The organism is Thermodiscus maritimus (assembly GCF_055382595.1).
Genome location: NZ_AP042434.1, coordinates 871150 through 886239, shown reverse-complemented (window position 1 = coordinate 886239; position 15090 = coordinate 871150). Strand labels below are relative to the sequence as shown.

Below are 15090 nucleotides of genomic sequence, written 5' to 3'. Positions count from 1 at the left end.
CCGTCTAGAACGGGTTTGAGGAGTATTATTCTAATTTAGCCGGGCATCCCCTGTGGGCCCTTCTCAAGATAGTATTCTGGCCTCTTCTTGAACTCTTCCATACACATGCGGCTGCAGAAGTAGTATACTTTGCCCTTATATATGGTCTTGTAGGGCGTGCTCTGCTCCACGCTCATACCGCATACCGGGTCGATCCTCGAAGCCATGTATATACACCATGTACTATTGACTCCTCAAAGTATATATTATGGAGTATTGACACTAGATCTTCCAGCGGAGGATCCTGGCGCTGTTCGCCGTTACAGTAATGGAGCTGAGGCTCATCGCTAACGCCGCCACCTCTGGCTGTATAGTGACACCAGCCGGTGCAAGCACGCCTGCAGCTATAGGTATGAGGATGGAGTTGTAGGCGAACGCCCAGAATATGTTGAACTTCATGATCCTGGAGGTTCTCTTGGCGAGCTTTACTAGTTTAACCAGTAGTGTTAGATCGTTCTTAGCCAGCACTATATCCCCTGCTTGCCTAGCGACGTCGAGGGACTCGTTGACAGCGATTCCAACATTGGCACTGGCTAGGGAGGGTCCATCATTTACTCCGTCGCCCACGAAGGCGACAACCCCCTTCTCCCTTAGCTTCGATACGATGGCCTCCTTATCTAGGGGGTCGAGGCCGCCCATAGCGTTCCCGGGGGGAATACCGAGTTCTCTCGCTACGCGGCTTACAGCTTCCTGGGAGTCCCCGGATAATATGTAGACTTCTACACCCATCTCTTGTAGGAGGCGGACAGCCTTTCTAGCGTCATCCCTCACGCCATCCTCCAGGCCGATAACCGCCTTGACACGCCCGTCCACGACCACATAGACTCTCGTATACCCTGCTGTGTTGGAGGGAGGAGGGTTGAGGCCTAGGTCCTCGAGGAGCTTCTCTCCTCCAACCGCCACGCTCCTGCCATTGACCGATCCAATAATCCCCCGGCCGGGAACCTCGTCTACTGCCTCCGGCCGTGGAGGGTCCCTACCCCTCTCATTCTGGTAGTATTCGACGATGGCTCTTGCAATAGGATGCATGCTCTCCGCCTCCAGGCCTGCTGCAAGGGCTAATGCGTCAATATCGTCTTCTAGGATTTCAACAGCTGCAACCCTGGGTCTTCCATGGGTTAGGGTCCCAGTCTTATCGAATGCAGCAGTTGTGGTTTTTGACAGCGGCTGGAGGGCGTCGGGCCTCTTCAGTATAACACCTAGCCGGTGGGCTCTAGCCACGGCCGCCGCGGCGGCTGCTGGAATCGCTATTCCCAGCGCGCAGGGGCAGGCTACTACCAGGACGGTGGCGCCGATCATGAGGGACTCTATCACGCCTGCTCCTAGAATGTAGTGGGCTATCATTGTCGCCGTAGCTATGGCTAGCACTGTTGGGACGAAGACCGCCACCGCTCGATCCGCGAGCTCCTGGAGCCTAGACTTGTAGAGTCCCGCCTCCCTAGCCGCCTCTAGTGCTCTCTCAACAAGCCTATACCTGCCAGTGCGGAGCGCTGTTATCCTCAGCCATCCCCTTATCAAGGTGGAGCCAGCCAGAACAAGGTCCCCCTCGGAAACCTTCCTCGGCGTCGACTCGCCGGTGACGGGGCTCTCGTCTACCTCTCCCTCTCCACCGGATACCCTTCCATCGACTGGGAGCCTCTCTCCGGCCCTTACAATGACGGTTTCGCCTGGGGCTACCTCTTCCGCGCTTATATGGGTTTGTACCCCATTCCTCTCAACCCTAGCCTTCTCGGGGAGTATGCTTGTCGACTCCTGAAGGATCTCCTCAGCCCTCCTCTTAAGCCTGTCCTCCACATGTCTTCCGGCGAGGACGAATAGTGTTATGAAGACTATCGCCTCCGGGTAGGTTGGCCCCCCAACTAGCAGGCCATAGAGTGTTACTAGTAGTGCGGATCCAGTGCCCAGGGAGAGGAGGGTATCCATTATGAGGTATCCCCTCCTAGCTGCCTTGATTGCTGGGATGAAGAACTCGACTGCTGCCGGTATGAAGGCTAATAGGCCGGCGGCTATGGCTAATGGATGACTCAGTACAACGCCTACTGCGTAGAGGGCGGTGGCGGCGAGCGCGAGGAGGAGTGTGAGGGGGCTCTTTCCACTCCTGGCTGCGTGCTTTGCCGGTTCACTCTTCACCCCCATTTCACGGAGTTTTGTCACGATGTCATCCGGGCTCCGTGTGGCGGGATCGTACTCTACCTTTATGATCCCTGTCGACTCGACTACCCTCGCATCAACTATCCCGGGGACCCTCCTGAGGCTCTCCTCTATCCTCCTACCCATGCCTTCACGGAGGCCGTGGGCGTGGAGTATGAGCTTCTCTAGGACGGCGTCGTAGCCTATCCTCCTCAGGGCTTCTATTATAGCCTTCCTATCAGCATTCTCTTCCAGGACTACAGTGAGGGTTCCAGTGTTAGGGTCTACTGTGGCATGGGCTACTCCTGGGACCCTTGATAGCTCTGTCTCGATGATCCTCTTGCATGAAGCACAGTGTACTCCCACGAGCTTGTATCTCTCCCTAGCCCTCTTCTCTTCTTCTCTCGTTATTCTAAGCCCCAACAATCCTCCCAGGATATATATGTCGCGACAATATACAATAACTAACGTATATACGTGGGGGGTCGGAGGGGTAAGGTGTTTAACTTCCTCAACCCACCCAGGTTGTTCCTGGAAGGCTGCGTGGTTTAAGGGCGGTTGAGAATGATCGACAAGCGTCTGGTGGCTGCCGTCATAGTAATTGCAGTGATCGCTTTGGGCGTTGCATTCTACGCTGGCTCGAAGGAGAAGAGTTCATGCGGAGACTTCAAGATAATTAAGCTATGCGCTATGACTAACAGGATAATTGTTGAGACGCAGGGTTCGTGTAAGAGCGTAACCATGAAGTTCTACGATGAAGCTGGGGAGCTCAGGGCTGAGGCCGCGGTTGGGGTGGGCTCTAAGACGGTAGTCCCCCTCGAGCCCAACCTCCCACCGGGAAGGTATAGGGTCGACGTATACACCGGGGATAGTCTAGTTGAATCCTTCAAGGCAAACGTGAGCCTAGCTCCATACGTGGTGAGGTCTCAAGCTGTCGCCTGGCCGAACGGGACCATCATAGTAAACTTCCAGAGCCAGTACCCGCCATGCCTGGACAAGTACGGTATAACTGCTGTGATTGTGAGGCTCAATGATACAACCTATAATGTTACAGGCTTCTGGCCTGCTGGGGAGAAGTTCACGGTGCACGTAGACCACGAGATAACACCCAATACTAGGGTAATAGTGGTTCTAGTGGACTCGCTTGGAGACACGTATAGGGCCGCGGTGCTGCAGCCAACATAGGATGGGGGTGAATGGCTGTGGGGTTCCCGGAGGGGATACCTGGGCACGCCAGCCTCGAGGGGCCCTACAAGTGGCTCCAGGAGATGCTTAGGGAGGCTGGGGTTAGCTTCGAGGCTGAGGGGGAGACTACAAGGATACATGTTGGAAGCGTTATTGTCGAGGTTAAGGATGACCCTGAGCATGGGAGCATAGTTCAGGTCCAAGCACCCCTCCCGGTTCCAGGAGACAATCCTGGCGTGGCGGGTGAATCGCTGCGGCTGGCTGGCGAGATAATAGCGCGCCTCCACGGCAGCGTATACTATGAGGTGGAGGAGCTGGCTCCAGGATACCCCCTCCTGCGGGCGATCATCCCCTACGAGGATGAGTGGGTGCTTGTGAGGGACGTCTATGAAGCGGTCGCCTCTGCGGGGTCTAATATTATTAACGAGTACTAGCCGGGAGTATGTAGTGGGGTTGGGCGGGGCTCCCGCTTGGAATGGAGTAGGGGTGGACGCCGGTGGCTATAGACCCTCGAAAAGTGCTGCCTACGAAGATCAACCTGATAAGGCTCCGCAGAGAGGAGAAGATGCTCCGCAAGATAAGGGGGGTTATGGAGGAGAAGAGGGAGGTCCTCCTCCACTATATTAAGAGTGCTGGGGAGGAGTACAACCGGTACCAGAACGAGGTCTTCCGCGACATATACAAGCTCTTCTCCTACTACTACCAGGGCCTCGCAGAGGAGGGGGAGGCGAGGACCCGCGCCTACACCATGGCAGTCCCCGAGAGCCTTAGGGTTCGGGTGGACACGAGGGTCCTATTCGCTGTTAAGACCCCCACCTTCCAGGTAGTAGAGGAGACTATACCGGGGAACCCATACCCGCCAGAGGCTAGCCCCAAGCTGCGGGAGAGTAGGAAGATGCTGGCCAGCCTCCTCCCCTCAATACTCAAGCTCGCCGAGTACGAGGAGATGCTCCGGAGGCTCATAGCCGAGTTGAAGGAGACCCAGAGGCTGGTCAACGCCATGGACTATGTGATCCTCCCAAGCTACCAGGCGGCGATAAAGTTCATCAAGAGCGTCCTGGATGAGAGGATGAGGGAGGACTTCGTAAGGCTGAAAATGTTGAAGAGAAAGCTCGAGGAGAGGGAGGAAGAGGCTAGGGCCATATAGAGCCGAGTACGAGCAGCACTATCGCCGACACGATCAGCAGCTTGGCGAACTCCCCCGTATCCATATAGGATACAGCCTTCAACCCCCTATAGATTATCGCCCCCGCAATGAAGAGTCCGGCAAGGAGCAGTATTCCTAGCCCCGCGGCCGCTAGGTAGTAGCCTATGTCACCAGCATTTACACCGAGCGCCCCCTTGATGCTGTGTATAACCGCCTCCACGTCTTGTAAAGCCATAGTAGCGCACCCGACAAGTATTATTGTCTCAGCTGCTGGTATAGAAGGGTAGGCGGGGTGATACTCTAGTATCACGCCTCTCGCTGATTGCTATATTAAAGTTAAGGTAATTTTACCCTAACATGCTACTCTCTTAATCGAAGACCCCGCCCCTGTGCAGAATGCTGAAAGCTGCGAGCCCTAACGGGGGCCGTGAGCGGGGCCAGGACAGCGTAGGGGCGGGATCCAATGCCCCCGGCGGGTTTACTGGGATGGTGAGTCCGGTATGCCTATACCGTGGACGACGTACTCTATAATGCTGATAAGAGCCAGGTCCATACTCTTCAACGCTTGGAACGACTACGACGCCGGGGGCTACGAGTGGAGTATCAGGAAAGCCTGGCTCTCAGCCTCGATCGCTACCCTCCACTTAAACCCATTAGCCAGCGAGCCCATCGCATCGAGAGCCTATTATTCCAAGTGCGATCTCCTCGTGAGGGAAGCCTCAAGGGCGGCAGTGCTAGACTCCTTCAAGCACATAGTCTCCGATGAGTGGCTCCGTCTGGTCCTAGGATCCACATACTCAACGCCGAGCAAGACCGACTCCTTCGAAGCACTCGAAGCCGCAGCGAAGGTGCTGGATGCCGCCGAGTCCTGCGGTCTCACTGGGAGAGAGTTTAGGGAGCCACCCAGAACAGCGTTTAAGAACTCAGTGAGGCTTGGAAGCATACTTATAGGGCTAGATGACGGAGTTGGAAGACTCAACGCGTTTGAAAGGGTTAAGAGGTATAAGGAGAGCCTCCACCCCTCCTACTACAACATAATACTCACTGTGAGAGAGGCCGACGAGTACCTCAGGCTTCCGGGACCCTCTGCCATCGCTGAAAGGTGGAGCCTTGAGACTGTAACAGATGAGGGTGGAGTCGCGTCTAGGCTTGTCAAGAGGGTGAAGGGTTGAGTCCTCTAGCCTCCCCGAAGCCTCAAGGATTTATCCCGGAAAATACATAATAATATAGTGTTGTATCGCATCATGGTGCAGGCACTATATTGTCCGGAGGTGTATCTTGCCCTTGAAGCTCGTGCTCCCCGTAAGTAGGGGCGTTGGATCCTTTGAAGCCGCCGTCTCCGGCTTTACCCGAGTCCACGAGGAATACGATGTAGACGAGGTAGTGCTCCTGCACGTAACCGCCCTAGAGGAGGCAAAGAGGGTGGAGGAGTTCATAAAAAACAAGTTTAATGGAGTGAAAGTGGTGATCAAGGGTTTATCCACGCAGGCAGTTGCAGAGTACCAGGAAAGCCCTCTTCCAAGGATACTCCGGAAATCAATCCTCGAGGACAGCCCATCACTAGTACTTGTCTCGAGCGCGGGCAGGAGGCTAGCGGCGAGCGTAGCGATCGCAGGGGTAGACAAGGAGCATGCAATCCTCCACGTAAACTTCTACTGGGGTCCATGGACCGGCCTCTACTACCCCTACACGCCCAGGAGGCTCGAGCCAATAATCGTAATGCACCCCTCCCCACATGCAACCCCATTGCCAGAGCCTAGGAGTAGCGCAGACAAGCTCCCAGACATCTCGGTTGAGGGATGCAAGTTGCCCAAAGCAGGGACCCTACCACCCCTCCGCTACGCTGTAGCAGAGCTAGCTAGGAGGCTCAACAAGCACCCCGGATTTGTTAGGGGGCCGCCTCTCACCCACCGCTGCCCAACCCTCACGCTAGAAGTTGAGACCATGGGTAGGTGGAACGCAAACCTATGCAACCTGAAGAACGTGGAGCGATTCATTGAGAAGCTGGGCACCGCCCTGCACATGTGGGCTGAGGGGAAGGACCATATGAGGCTGAGCCAGATACTGGCATGGACAGGGGCGTCCCCTCTAGAATTCGAGGGTGACTTCTCGGGGACTCTAATAGCAAACACGAACCTCCTCTACCACGGGATCCACAACTACGCCTACGAGGGCGTGAAGGTAGCAATACCGGAATGCGCGGTCGCAGAGGTAATGAGCAGCATGGCTGAGGCTGTGAAGAGGAGGCGGAGGGACCCCCAATCCTTCGCCTCAATACTAGCATACCTCGCACTAAAGGAGGCGAGGGCTCACGGGGTGAACATAGTGCCAAGCGGCCCCAAACCCTGCGACACCGGCATGACTAGGATAGACCCCATACTAGTACAGGACGCAGTACTCGCAACAAGCGACTCGGGAGCATACAACCTCTGGACAGTACACCCAATCTCCAAGCTGGCAAAGCTGGTGCACGTACACTATAAGCCCGACCAGTACATAAAGCCCCACCCAGACAAGCCGGAAACAGTCTCACGAGCCTACTACGCCCTCCACCAGCTCATAATAGCAGTAGCACTAGCATCAAAACACGGAATACTAAACGCCAAAGTAGAAGCATACGTCGAGGGTGAAGAGGGAATAGTGAAGGCGCAGCCACCAACAAGCATACTCCTAGAAGCAGTAGGATACAAGACCAAGACACACAAGTAGCAATCAGGATGAATGAAGGCCTCATAAAGAATTAAACCCCACCCAGACAAGGATCGAGTAAACGGCGATGGGGCCCGGGAAGAGCCCCCCATATGGAGGGCGATGAACTACTACCAGGGCGGTCAAGCAAGATGGCCCGGGTAGCTCAGCCTGGTTAGAGCGCCGGACTGTGGATCCGGAGGTCCCGGGTTCAAATCCCGGCCCGGGCCCCACCCTTAAGATTAACAAGATAATTAAAAACAGAATTATCATAAAACAACCACAGGACGCTAACTGAAAAGGTGGCTATATAGTGGCCAACTTGAACGAATAGGGAGGGGTCCCTGCCTCATAGTCCTGTCATACGATATGGGTAAGCTGCTAGAAGAGGATCCTAGGGTTGTAGAGGAGTATAATAGAGAGTTTGCACTGGGAATAGAGAGGATTCTTAGGGGCGATCGGAGCCTATGCCAATAGAATTAATGGGAGAAGCGGCCCAGGGATAGAATACCCGCAGGCTGGGGAGTTCTCTAGAAGCTTCCTACTCTTCATGAGCCTCCGCGTCCAGCCTAGCCCGGCGGCTCCTAGAAACCCCCAGGTGGAATGGAGAATATCTCCCGCCCCTACATGTTCGATTTAATCGAATGTACATGGTAAAGAAAGGGGGTAGAGGGACTTATCACCAAGGGGGTATAGGTTCTGATGCTATCCTGCACCTTCTCCTCCGCTCTGAGAGAGGAACCGGTGGTATGCAGTCTTCCCTGTACTCGTTGGTGAGGCCTCTTTCTCAACCCTCACGATCATTGGCTCTCTTACCTTGGCGGCAAGGGCTTTCACAATAGCCCATCCACGGGGTAGTACTCTCACCTTTTCAGCTACTGGGCCCATGATCTCCTTCATCCTCTGTATGTCCACGTCTTCTACCCGGTGGGCTACGATGTTCTGGCCCATCTGGGTGGTTATCGTCTTGTCGATGAGGCTGGGCCTCTGCGTTGCTATGAATGGGGTTACACCGTTTCTGGGCCCGGTGGTTGCTATGAGTTTGAGTATGCTTTTGAGTTCTCTGACGTGCTCTTCGTCAGCTATTTGGAGTCCTCCCCTATACTCCGGCGCGTAGATGTGGGCCTCGTCTATCGCTACAATGCAGCCGAAGGTCTCGTCGCGGAGGACTTCATTGTAGATTCTTTTTAGGAGCCTTGCTAGAGTGTCGAAGGCGTGGTTGAAGTCGCTTACACTCGAGAGGTCTAGGTGTACTATCGTCTTCTCCTTGAGGAGCTCTAGAACTTCGCTTATACTTTTCCTTGCCTCCTCCTCAACAGGCTCTCCCGTCTTCGAGAGCCTGCTTTGCCATATGGTGATCTTAGTCCTCAGTTCCTGCGCTGTTTTCGGATCTCTTATAAGGGGTAGTATCTCGTCGCGGACAAACTCTGGAGTTAGGACAAGCTTCTCGCCCTGGTACTCCTGGACCGCCTGATACAAGGCCTTGGCAGCCTTAGGCCTTCTATCATAGTATCCTAGGATCTTGCGGAGCTTCTCTGCATAGGCGTGCTTGTCGGAGTATTCGTCTCCCCCTATCTCATCGATGCCTAATCTAATGTATTCTCCGGGGCCCGCTAGATTGATTAGTTCTTTGGCGCCGTATTCGCCGTCCTTGTCTATTATGAGGATGTGGGGCTTCCCTCCCAGCCTCTTGATCTCACGAATTGTTCTAGCGAGTATTGTTAGCATGGTGGTGGTCTTCCCTGTACCCACTCCTCCTACTACTAGGAGCCCCTGCCTCATGAGTTTTGGCAGCTCTAGCTTCAGGCTGTGCTTCCAGTTGGGGTAGATCTTCCCCACTTCAATGCTGGGCTCGCTGGGCTCTAGCAGGTTCCTTATTACAGTCTCGCTGGGCCTGTAGACCCTGCTGAGGGGCCTGATGTGCTCTATAAGCATCCTCAGATCGTCGGTGCTGGTCTCTCCCGCGAGGAGTCTCTCCACATCCTCAACGTATCCTATCTGTTTAGCCCTCGCCCTCGGGTAGTCTCGTGTCTCGTCTATTAGGGGTCTGCCAGCCCTGGCTAGGTCCTCCTCGTAGTCCCTAGCCTTTCTCCGGACTGGAACGTCTACTACCTGGTAGAATACGGGGACCCCTGGCTTAGAGGGGTGCTCTATGCTTACTATGTCCCCGATCTCTACCCTCTCCCCATGCATTACCGTGAAGGTTATCTCCGCGGGCTCATAGTAGCCCTCCTCGGAGAAGATGTAGCCCAGGGGCTTCTCCTCAACCAGACCCTCCAACCCCAACACTATACACCTCCGTACTCAGGGAGGACTGGGATTATGGCGTTGAAGCCCTGTTCAATGTACTTGTTTATCGCGTCGTGGAGGGCGTCCTCGTAGAGTTCTCGGAGGAGCCTATTCGTGATCTTAACCTCCTCGTCAACCTTCATCAGGGGGTAGGGTATGCCCTCCCTAGTCCTAGTCTTGTAGAGGTAGGCGAGTATCTCCTTGCAGAGGTAGGCAGTGTTGTGGGAGAAGTCTACCCTGTAGGGTGGCTGAGAGGGGCTTGTCCTTAGGAATGTGAACCTCGGCCGTGTCGCAGCAACTATCCTGTAGAGGTCTTCGTGGAGTGCTTCCTGGACTCGTGGAGGCTCCTTGGGCGGGGCTGGAGAGTATTCTCCCTCATCTAGGAGCCTTGATAGTACTACGTGGTCGAAGCCATCCACCCCGAGCCAGTGTGATAGGTATTTTGAGCGAGGCCTCTTAACAACCCCTATGAGCCCAACCCCCCTCTTCTCAGCCTCAGCGTGCAACCTTACCACGGCCTTCCTGTATCTCTCGAACGCCTCTAATTCGAGCCTTGTTCCAGCAACGGGCTTTACTAGGGCGTGGTAGGGGATCAGGGCTCCATCTATTATTAGGAGGTCCGGCTCCTCGTCGAGTAAATTGTAGGCAGTCTCGAAGACCATGGCCTCCCTAAGCTTGTCCACCACGCTTTTGACTTGATCGTATGCTTCGTAATAGCTGAGCTCGCTCGGGGTGGGCGGGACTATCTCTGGCTCGCTAACCTCGCGCTTCCGGACCCTCCTACCCTCTATGAGTATTCCCAGCGCAGCGGCGATCCCAATGTAGCCCGCGTTCAGCGCCATAACATTACCGCCGCCATCAACCACAGCGACTCTTTCCGGCTCCCAGCCGGTTCCTCCACTGCATACACAGTCTTTCCCTATCGAGGCAACCCTGCTCTCGTCTCCCTCCTGGTTGAGGGTCCCCGGTATCTGTGTGAGGAATGAGACCAGCTTCTCTCTCAGCTTGATTATTAGGTCGGGATCGGTGTAGACTTCCTCCTCTCTTATAGTGGCTGGTGACAAAGGTTTGCTCACATTATCCGATCAAGCCTCGGTAATACTATATATTTCTCCAAGCATATTACTTCATCGAATACCCCATGTTGTGGAGGCAGATTACAACCATGAATTTTAAACTGTATAAGTTTTAATTACATGACGGGGTATGTCGTTTTCCTACCGCTCCATGGGAACCTGCTGCTTTGAATACCTTGAAGGGGACCATCGCTTCTAGCATCCAGCTATATGAGAGTGTACCTCCTCATAAAGGTATATGTTTGCCGGAATACTGCATGGGCAAGAGAGTCTGGGAGGGGGTGGCTTTCTATATTCCAAGGAATTGATCAGCTCGTAGAATTCAATACCATCCTCATGATTATTCCTGTGAATGCTCCTCCTTCTACAAGCAATAAGAGCAACTGTTGGAGAAGTTCCCCCTAAAACGATGCTCCCTCCATGATATGTTATAATGTAGTCAGTCTCGTGTGCCTCTTGTATGTTATCTGCTTTCAAGAGGCGGTCACTGCTCGAAAATAAACACATCATCCAACTGGACGAGCCATTCATTAATTATTTTGGATCAGGGGTTATGCATACAGGTCATCATAGGCATTCCTGGATGCCATTCTTCACCGTTATGTTCCTCCATTGGCATCTCGTGAGGCATATGGTAGGGTTCCATGCAAGTCATGGAAATGGATGTTGCGATCACTACATTGTCTACTGAAGTTTTGATTCCTGTTATCGTAACGTTGTGCTCCATCATGTACATGGGGAAAACGTGGATATCCACTTCGTCATTGTATACTTTTTTCAGGTAGTTTCCAAGATTTGAACCAAGCAAAACAGTGTAATTCTCCCCATCCGATCTCACAACCATGAAGGGTATGTCTCTCCCTCCCGCTTCAATTACACCGTGAGCTTCAACCACCCCCCTAATCTGAATATACCCTTCTACACTCCCTATACCGGCGAGTCCGCACACGAATCCCGGAGCTCCTCGTTCACCGATGGTGCTGAGGACTGCCATGTTCTCATAGTATTTTAAAGGATATGTGGCATAGACTAGTGCTGATAAGAAAACTACTACTATAATGGAGAGTGAGAAATATTGTATCGGTTTCACTATCCTGTGCCCCCAGGCTATGGTGTTTCATCTGAGTGGATATAATTCATTGGCCCTGTTAGGTCTTTGCCTAGAACGTGTAGAGTTGATGCAATTGTAACTCCTCGATCACCATTGTATAGCCCATTTATTGTGATGTTTACCGTGTTCCCTTGTGAAACCATGTTCGTGATCTGATCTACTAGCCAGAAGCCGCTTAGCATATAGCCGTTATCCTCGTCAATGTACATTGGTTGTATCACTACGAGTACAGTGTCGTTTTCATTTGTCTTAACAATCAAGATGTTCTTTTCATTGACGGCTCCTACTACTGTACCGTTGATGGTTACTGGGATTCCATTATAGAAGTTCTCCGCATATTCCTCCATATTCTTTTCCATGTATTCCATGCCCGAGCAGTGTCCAATATAGTCGTCATGGTCATCTTCATAGTATGACTGGATCGGCATCATTCCGCTTTGACCCATCATTCCACCCATGCCCATTGGCCCATAGTCTTCTCCACCTTGCCTATAGGCTTCCTGCCCATGGGCATATGCCTGCAGGGCGACTGCAGCGGAACCTACAACTATTAGTGCGGCGATAATTAGGTAGACCGTATTCCTCGTGGTTCTTTCCATTTTTATTTCACCTCACGGTTAGTATAACGTCTTGTTTTTAACTTATATAGTAGACTCACTTAAAGTGAGTCGCCTTTAATCTAGCTAAGTTGATTGGATTGGGTGGTGGTTGGAATAATCGTAACACTGACGGCAACATCCATAGCTCTGATGATGTTGGAGGTAGTTGGATTCATCGGATTCTTATTGATCGCGTTGAGACTGTTTATCCTGTCTAGACTATTGAAGTCTGAGAGTCTAGAATACGCTACGATATCCTTCCTATTGCTGAGTTTCTCTCAGCTATCGATGGCTTTCAGCGCGATAATAGCAACCCCCAATATCTCAACAGCAATGTATGTTGCCTCAGGTGGATTTGCAGCCCTCGGATTCTACTCGTTGACAGATAAATATAAGGGACGTGGAGGGGAGTGGAACGAGTATGCATTATTTCCACTTTTATCACTCTACAAATTATTGATAGCGGTACCAGACCTGGCTGCTGGTTTTTTCGGGTTTAAAACTAGCAAGTCTGTTGAATCAAAAACTAATGCAGTAATGATAGGTATCGCCTTCACCTTCCTATTAAGGGGGCTCATCATAGCTTCAGCTATATTCAATCCACCACTAAGTATACTGGATTCAGGACTCATAGTTGTAGAACTAGTTAGATCCAGCTTGATCATGGCGCTCCTTATAAAGTACATTATAGAGGCAGGTGGGTTATGACGAGGAGAAGGAAGAGGTCAAAACTCTTGATAATAGCAGACGTACTAGACTATCTGCTAAAGGAGGGTGGAAGCGACTATGCGACAAGGATTGCGACTGGAACCGGGTTAGCCTATGATAGGCTGAGCAAGCTGCTTGAAGAGCTGGACTCTAGGGGGATAGTGAGGGTTAGGGATGAGGATGGGCGCAAGAAGGTTGAGATAACCGAAAAAGGAGTAAAATTGCTCGAAAATGTGCGGAGGCTTTGGAGCATTATAAGGGATTTCGGCTTAGACTTATGATGAACGTATATACGTGTACATAGAAATACATACTAAGATTATATATGCTTCATGTGAGTGAACAGAGAGTGAACAGACACGGAGGATGGGGGCTGTGGAGCCGGACTGTATAACACAGCACAGTTGAGGAGGATAAATCTGCCAGAACTAGCTACCGGCATAGAATTATTCCTAGTCAGGATCGATAATCTGAAACACCATGAAAAAACAATACCCAGCCGTCAAGCCAACATATCAAGGTCTATTGCAGAGAACGGATATCATGGCCCCCCGATCCTTGTAGAGGCCCGATACTTGATCATTCTTGACGGCCACCACAGGGTTAATGCGCTTAGAAGCCTCGGAGCCAGGTGGGTGCCAGCAGTCCTATTAGAGTATGGAGACGAACGCCTCACACTGTCCTCCTGGAGGCCGGATGTGAGTGTCACGCCTAGTGAAGTAGTGCGTAGGGCTCTAGCCGGCCTCCTCTATCCTCCAAAAACAACTAGGCATTTATTGAATATTGAATTACCCGTAGTTAAAGTGACTCTTAGGGACCTTAAGATCGGGAATGTAAGGGGTGTCATTATTGGGTGAGTGTTCCTTTAAGAAACTAGACATGATAAGGGCTCATAATATGCCGAGCATTGAGACCCTACTGGAGGAACTAGCCTTCATCCTTAGGGAGAAAAAATACGATCCCCTTAGATACAGGGGTGACGATAACCTAGCCTACTGGGTACTCCGGTTTCTAGGAGCAGACCTTATTCCCGTTGGAGACTGCGATGAGAAGATACCCATCGATAAGCTGGGATTCTATAGGCTCGCCGATTACGACGAATATAATGTTGCACATGAGCCTTTCATGCTTGTCATGGTTGGTAAGCCAACCCCCCTAGTCAAACTCTACATTGAGAAGAGGAAGCCACCCTTTATTTGGGCTAAGCTGGAATGGTATAATCCATATAGTCTCAGCGTGAAGGACAGGATTGCTTGGCAGATGATAGAGCTCAGTCTCGATAAATGTGAGCTATCAAGATATGATGGCATGATCGAGGTGTCTTCATCGAATACTGGCATCGCGCTCGCGGCATTAGCAGCGATACTTGGAGTAGATTTCAAGGTGCTTCTTCCAGCCTTCGCTCCTCTTGAGAACGAGAGGATCCTTAGGCTCCTTGGAGCAGAGGTGGAGAGGACTAGTGCCGGGATAACAACAGAGTTAATAGACAAGGTGAGGTCTGAGGCCATGGATAAGAACTTATATCATCCGGACCAGTTCAATAATGATGCAAACCTCCTAGCACATATGAGGTATACTGCCAGGGAGCTTTTAATTCAACTAGAGCATGCCCGGGTTAAGCCATCAAAGCTCGTGCTCCTATCGGGTACTAGTGGTACCGCTTCAGCAGTATCATTCCTCCTAACAAACTACTACCACCATGATCCACCTGAGACATTCATCGTTACTCCAGCACCAAATGAGAAGATTGAGGGAATCCGGAGGCTGGAGACAGGGGTGAAATGGCTCGATAAGATCGGGGTGGAGTATAAGGTTGTAGAAGTCAAGAGGTCTGAGGCGTTGGAGGGGATTAGGCTTGCCGCAAAGATTAATGGGATCATACCGGGTGTGAGTGGAGGTGCTGCAATCTCGGCTATAAGGAAACTCTATGATAACGGCGTTATTCAGAAAAAAGACAATGTTGTTACAATCATCCCAGATACAGGCTTCAAATACCCTCATGCAATCGAGAAGCTAGTTGGCTGACTCTCATCCATATATAAGGCGTTCCACTTGGTATTGTTCTGAGTGTTGTAGTAGGGGGTTAGATAAAGGGATAAAACGAGGATTGAACCCACA

16 protein-coding genes and 1 tRNA gene are annotated in these 15090 nt (G+C 52.0%); 10 read left to right on the top strand and 7 right to left on the bottom strand.

The annotated features are described in order from the left end of the window. Nucleotides 1-35 precede the first annotated feature (35 nt). Complete coding sequence (locus ACZ47H_RS04785; RefSeq protein ID WP_464932558.1) at nt 36-206, bottom strand: YHS domain-containing protein; 171 nt, start codon at nt 204-206, stop codon at nt 36-38. A 55-nt stretch (nt 207-261) separates the two neighbouring features. Further along, a complete protein-coding gene (locus ACZ47H_RS04780; protein ID WP_464932557.1) occupies nt 262-2592 on the bottom strand; it encodes a heavy metal translocating P-type ATPase in 2331 nt (776 codons plus the stop codon). A gap of 141 nt (nt 2593-2733) precedes the next feature. On the opposite strand from ACZ47H_RS04780, the gene ACZ47H_RS04775 reads away from it, so the two are divergent. The 3 genes from ACZ47H_RS04775 (at nt 2734) to ACZ47H_RS04765 (ending at nt 4501) form a co-directional block, all read left to right on the top strand. After that, nucleotides 2734-3354 (top strand): hypothetical protein, encoded by a 621-nt coding sequence (locus tag ACZ47H_RS04775; RefSeq protein WP_464932556.1) that lies wholly within the window; start codon nt 2734-2736, stop codon nt 3352-3354. A gap of 11 nt (nt 3355-3365) precedes the next feature. Continuing rightward, nucleotides 3366-3788, top strand: coding sequence for a hypothetical protein (locus ACZ47H_RS04770; RefSeq protein WP_464932555.1), 423 nt, complete (start codon nt 3366-3368; stop codon nt 3786-3788). 62 nt (nt 3789-3850) lie between these two features. Then, nucleotides 3851-4501, top strand: coding sequence for a V-type ATP synthase subunit D (locus ACZ47H_RS04765; RefSeq protein WP_464932554.1), 651 nt, complete (start codon nt 3851-3853; stop codon nt 4499-4501). Here the strand turns inward: ACZ47H_RS04765 and ACZ47H_RS04760 are convergent. Next, nucleotides 4488-4736, bottom strand: coding sequence for a hypothetical protein (locus ACZ47H_RS04760; protein WP_464932553.1), 249 nt, complete (start codon nt 4734-4736; stop codon nt 4488-4490). The two genes, ACZ47H_RS04765 and ACZ47H_RS04760, sit on opposite strands and share 14 nt — an antisense overlap. Nucleotides 4737-5001: 265 nt before the next feature. On the opposite strand from ACZ47H_RS04760, the gene ACZ47H_RS04755 reads away from it, so the two are divergent. From ACZ47H_RS04755 to ACZ47H_RS04745, 3 genes are all read left to right on the top strand, one after another. Next, complete coding sequence (locus ACZ47H_RS04755) at nt 5002-5673, top strand: hypothetical protein (protein WP_464932552.1); 672 nt, start codon at nt 5002-5004, stop codon at nt 5671-5673. A gap of 112 nt (nt 5674-5785) precedes the next feature. Next, nucleotides 5786-7210, top strand: a complete 1425-nt coding sequence (locus ACZ47H_RS04750; protein WP_464932551.1) for a hypothetical protein — start codon at nt 5786-5788, stop codon at nt 7208-7210. Between the two features lie 134 nt (nt 7211-7344). Then, nucleotides 7345-7422: transfer RNA gene (locus ACZ47H_RS04745), tRNA-His, on the top strand. Nucleotides 7423-7894: 472 nt separating this feature from the next. Here ACZ47H_RS04745 and ACZ47H_RS04740 read toward each other — a convergent pair. The 4 genes from ACZ47H_RS04740 to ACZ47H_RS04725 form a co-directional block, all read right to left on the bottom strand. Next, nucleotides 7895-9475 (bottom strand): helicase HerA domain-containing protein, encoded by a 1581-nt coding sequence (locus ACZ47H_RS04740; RefSeq protein WP_464932550.1) that lies wholly within the window; start codon nt 9473-9475, stop codon nt 7895-7897. 2 nt (nt 9476-9477) lie between these two features. Continuing rightward, entirely contained in the window at nt 9478-10542 is a 1065-nt protein-coding gene (locus ACZ47H_RS04735) for a DNA double-strand break repair nuclease NurA (RefSeq protein ID WP_464932549.1), read from the bottom strand. A gap of 556 nt (nt 10543-11098) precedes the next feature. After that, nucleotides 11099-11644: a hypothetical protein gene (locus ACZ47H_RS04730; protein ID WP_464932548.1), complete on the bottom strand. Its 546-nt coding sequence runs from the start codon at nt 11642-11644 to the stop codon at nt 11099-11101. A gap of 17 nt (nt 11645-11661) precedes the next feature. Then, nucleotides 11662-12264: a hypothetical protein gene (locus tag ACZ47H_RS04725; RefSeq protein ID WP_464932547.1), complete on the bottom strand. Its 603-nt coding sequence runs from the start codon at nt 12262-12264 to the stop codon at nt 11662-11664. A gap of 105 nt (nt 12265-12369) precedes the next feature. Between ACZ47H_RS04725 and ACZ47H_RS04720 the strand changes: the two genes are divergently transcribed. The 4 genes from ACZ47H_RS04720 (at nt 12370) to ACZ47H_RS04705 (ending at nt 14997) form a co-directional block, all read left to right on the top strand. Then, nucleotides 12370-12972 carry a hypothetical protein gene (locus ACZ47H_RS04720; RefSeq protein ID WP_464932546.1) on the top strand — a complete coding sequence of 201 codons (603 nt, stop codon included), beginning with the start codon at nt 12370-12372 and terminating at the stop codon, nt 12970-12972. Next, nucleotides 12969-13253, top strand: coding sequence for a winged helix-turn-helix domain-containing protein (locus ACZ47H_RS04715; RefSeq protein WP_464932545.1), 285 nt, complete (start codon nt 12969-12971; stop codon nt 13251-13253). The genes ACZ47H_RS04720 and ACZ47H_RS04715 overlap by 4 nt, the downstream gene beginning before the upstream one ends. A 123-nt stretch (nt 13254-13376) precedes the next feature. Next, nucleotides 13377-13829 (top strand): ParB N-terminal domain-containing protein, encoded by a 453-nt coding sequence (locus ACZ47H_RS04710; RefSeq protein ID WP_464932544.1) that lies wholly within the window; start codon nt 13377-13379, stop codon nt 13827-13829. Further along, on the top strand, nt 13822-14997 hold the full coding sequence (locus ACZ47H_RS04705; protein ID WP_464932543.1) for a pyridoxal-phosphate dependent enzyme: 1176 nt from the start codon (nt 13822-13824) through the stop codon (nt 14995-14997). The genes ACZ47H_RS04710 and ACZ47H_RS04705 overlap by 8 nt, the downstream gene beginning before the upstream one ends. Nucleotides 14998-15090: the final 93 nt, after the last annotated feature.

Excerpts from the sequence above, each read along its gene's own strand:
- ACZ47H_RS04775 (WP_464932556.1), top strand. The coding sequence starts at position 2,734 with ATGATCGACAAGCGTCTGGTGGCTGCCGTCATAGTAATTGCAGTGATC.
- ACZ47H_RS04760 (WP_464932553.1), bottom strand. The coding sequence starts at position 4,736 with ATGGCTTTACAAGACGTGGAGGCGGTTATACACAGCATCAAGGGGGCG.
- ACZ47H_RS04785 (WP_464932558.1), bottom strand. The coding sequence starts at position 206 with ATGGCTTCGAGGATCGACCCGGTATGCGGTATGAGCGTGGAGCAGAGC.
- ACZ47H_RS04715 (WP_464932545.1), top strand. The coding sequence starts at position 12,969 with ATGACGAGGAGAAGGAAGAGGTCAAAACTCTTGATAATAGCAGACGTA.
- ACZ47H_RS04725 (WP_464932547.1), bottom strand. The coding sequence starts at position 12,264 with ATGGAAAGAACCACGAGGAATACGGTCTACCTAATTATCGCCGCACTA.
- ACZ47H_RS04755 (WP_464932552.1), top strand. The coding sequence starts at position 5,002 with ATGCCTATACCGTGGACGACGTACTCTATAATGCTGATAAGAGCCAGG.
- ACZ47H_RS04770 (WP_464932555.1), top strand. The coding sequence starts at position 3,366 with ATGGCTGTGGGGTTCCCGGAGGGGATACCTGGGCACGCCAGCCTCGAG.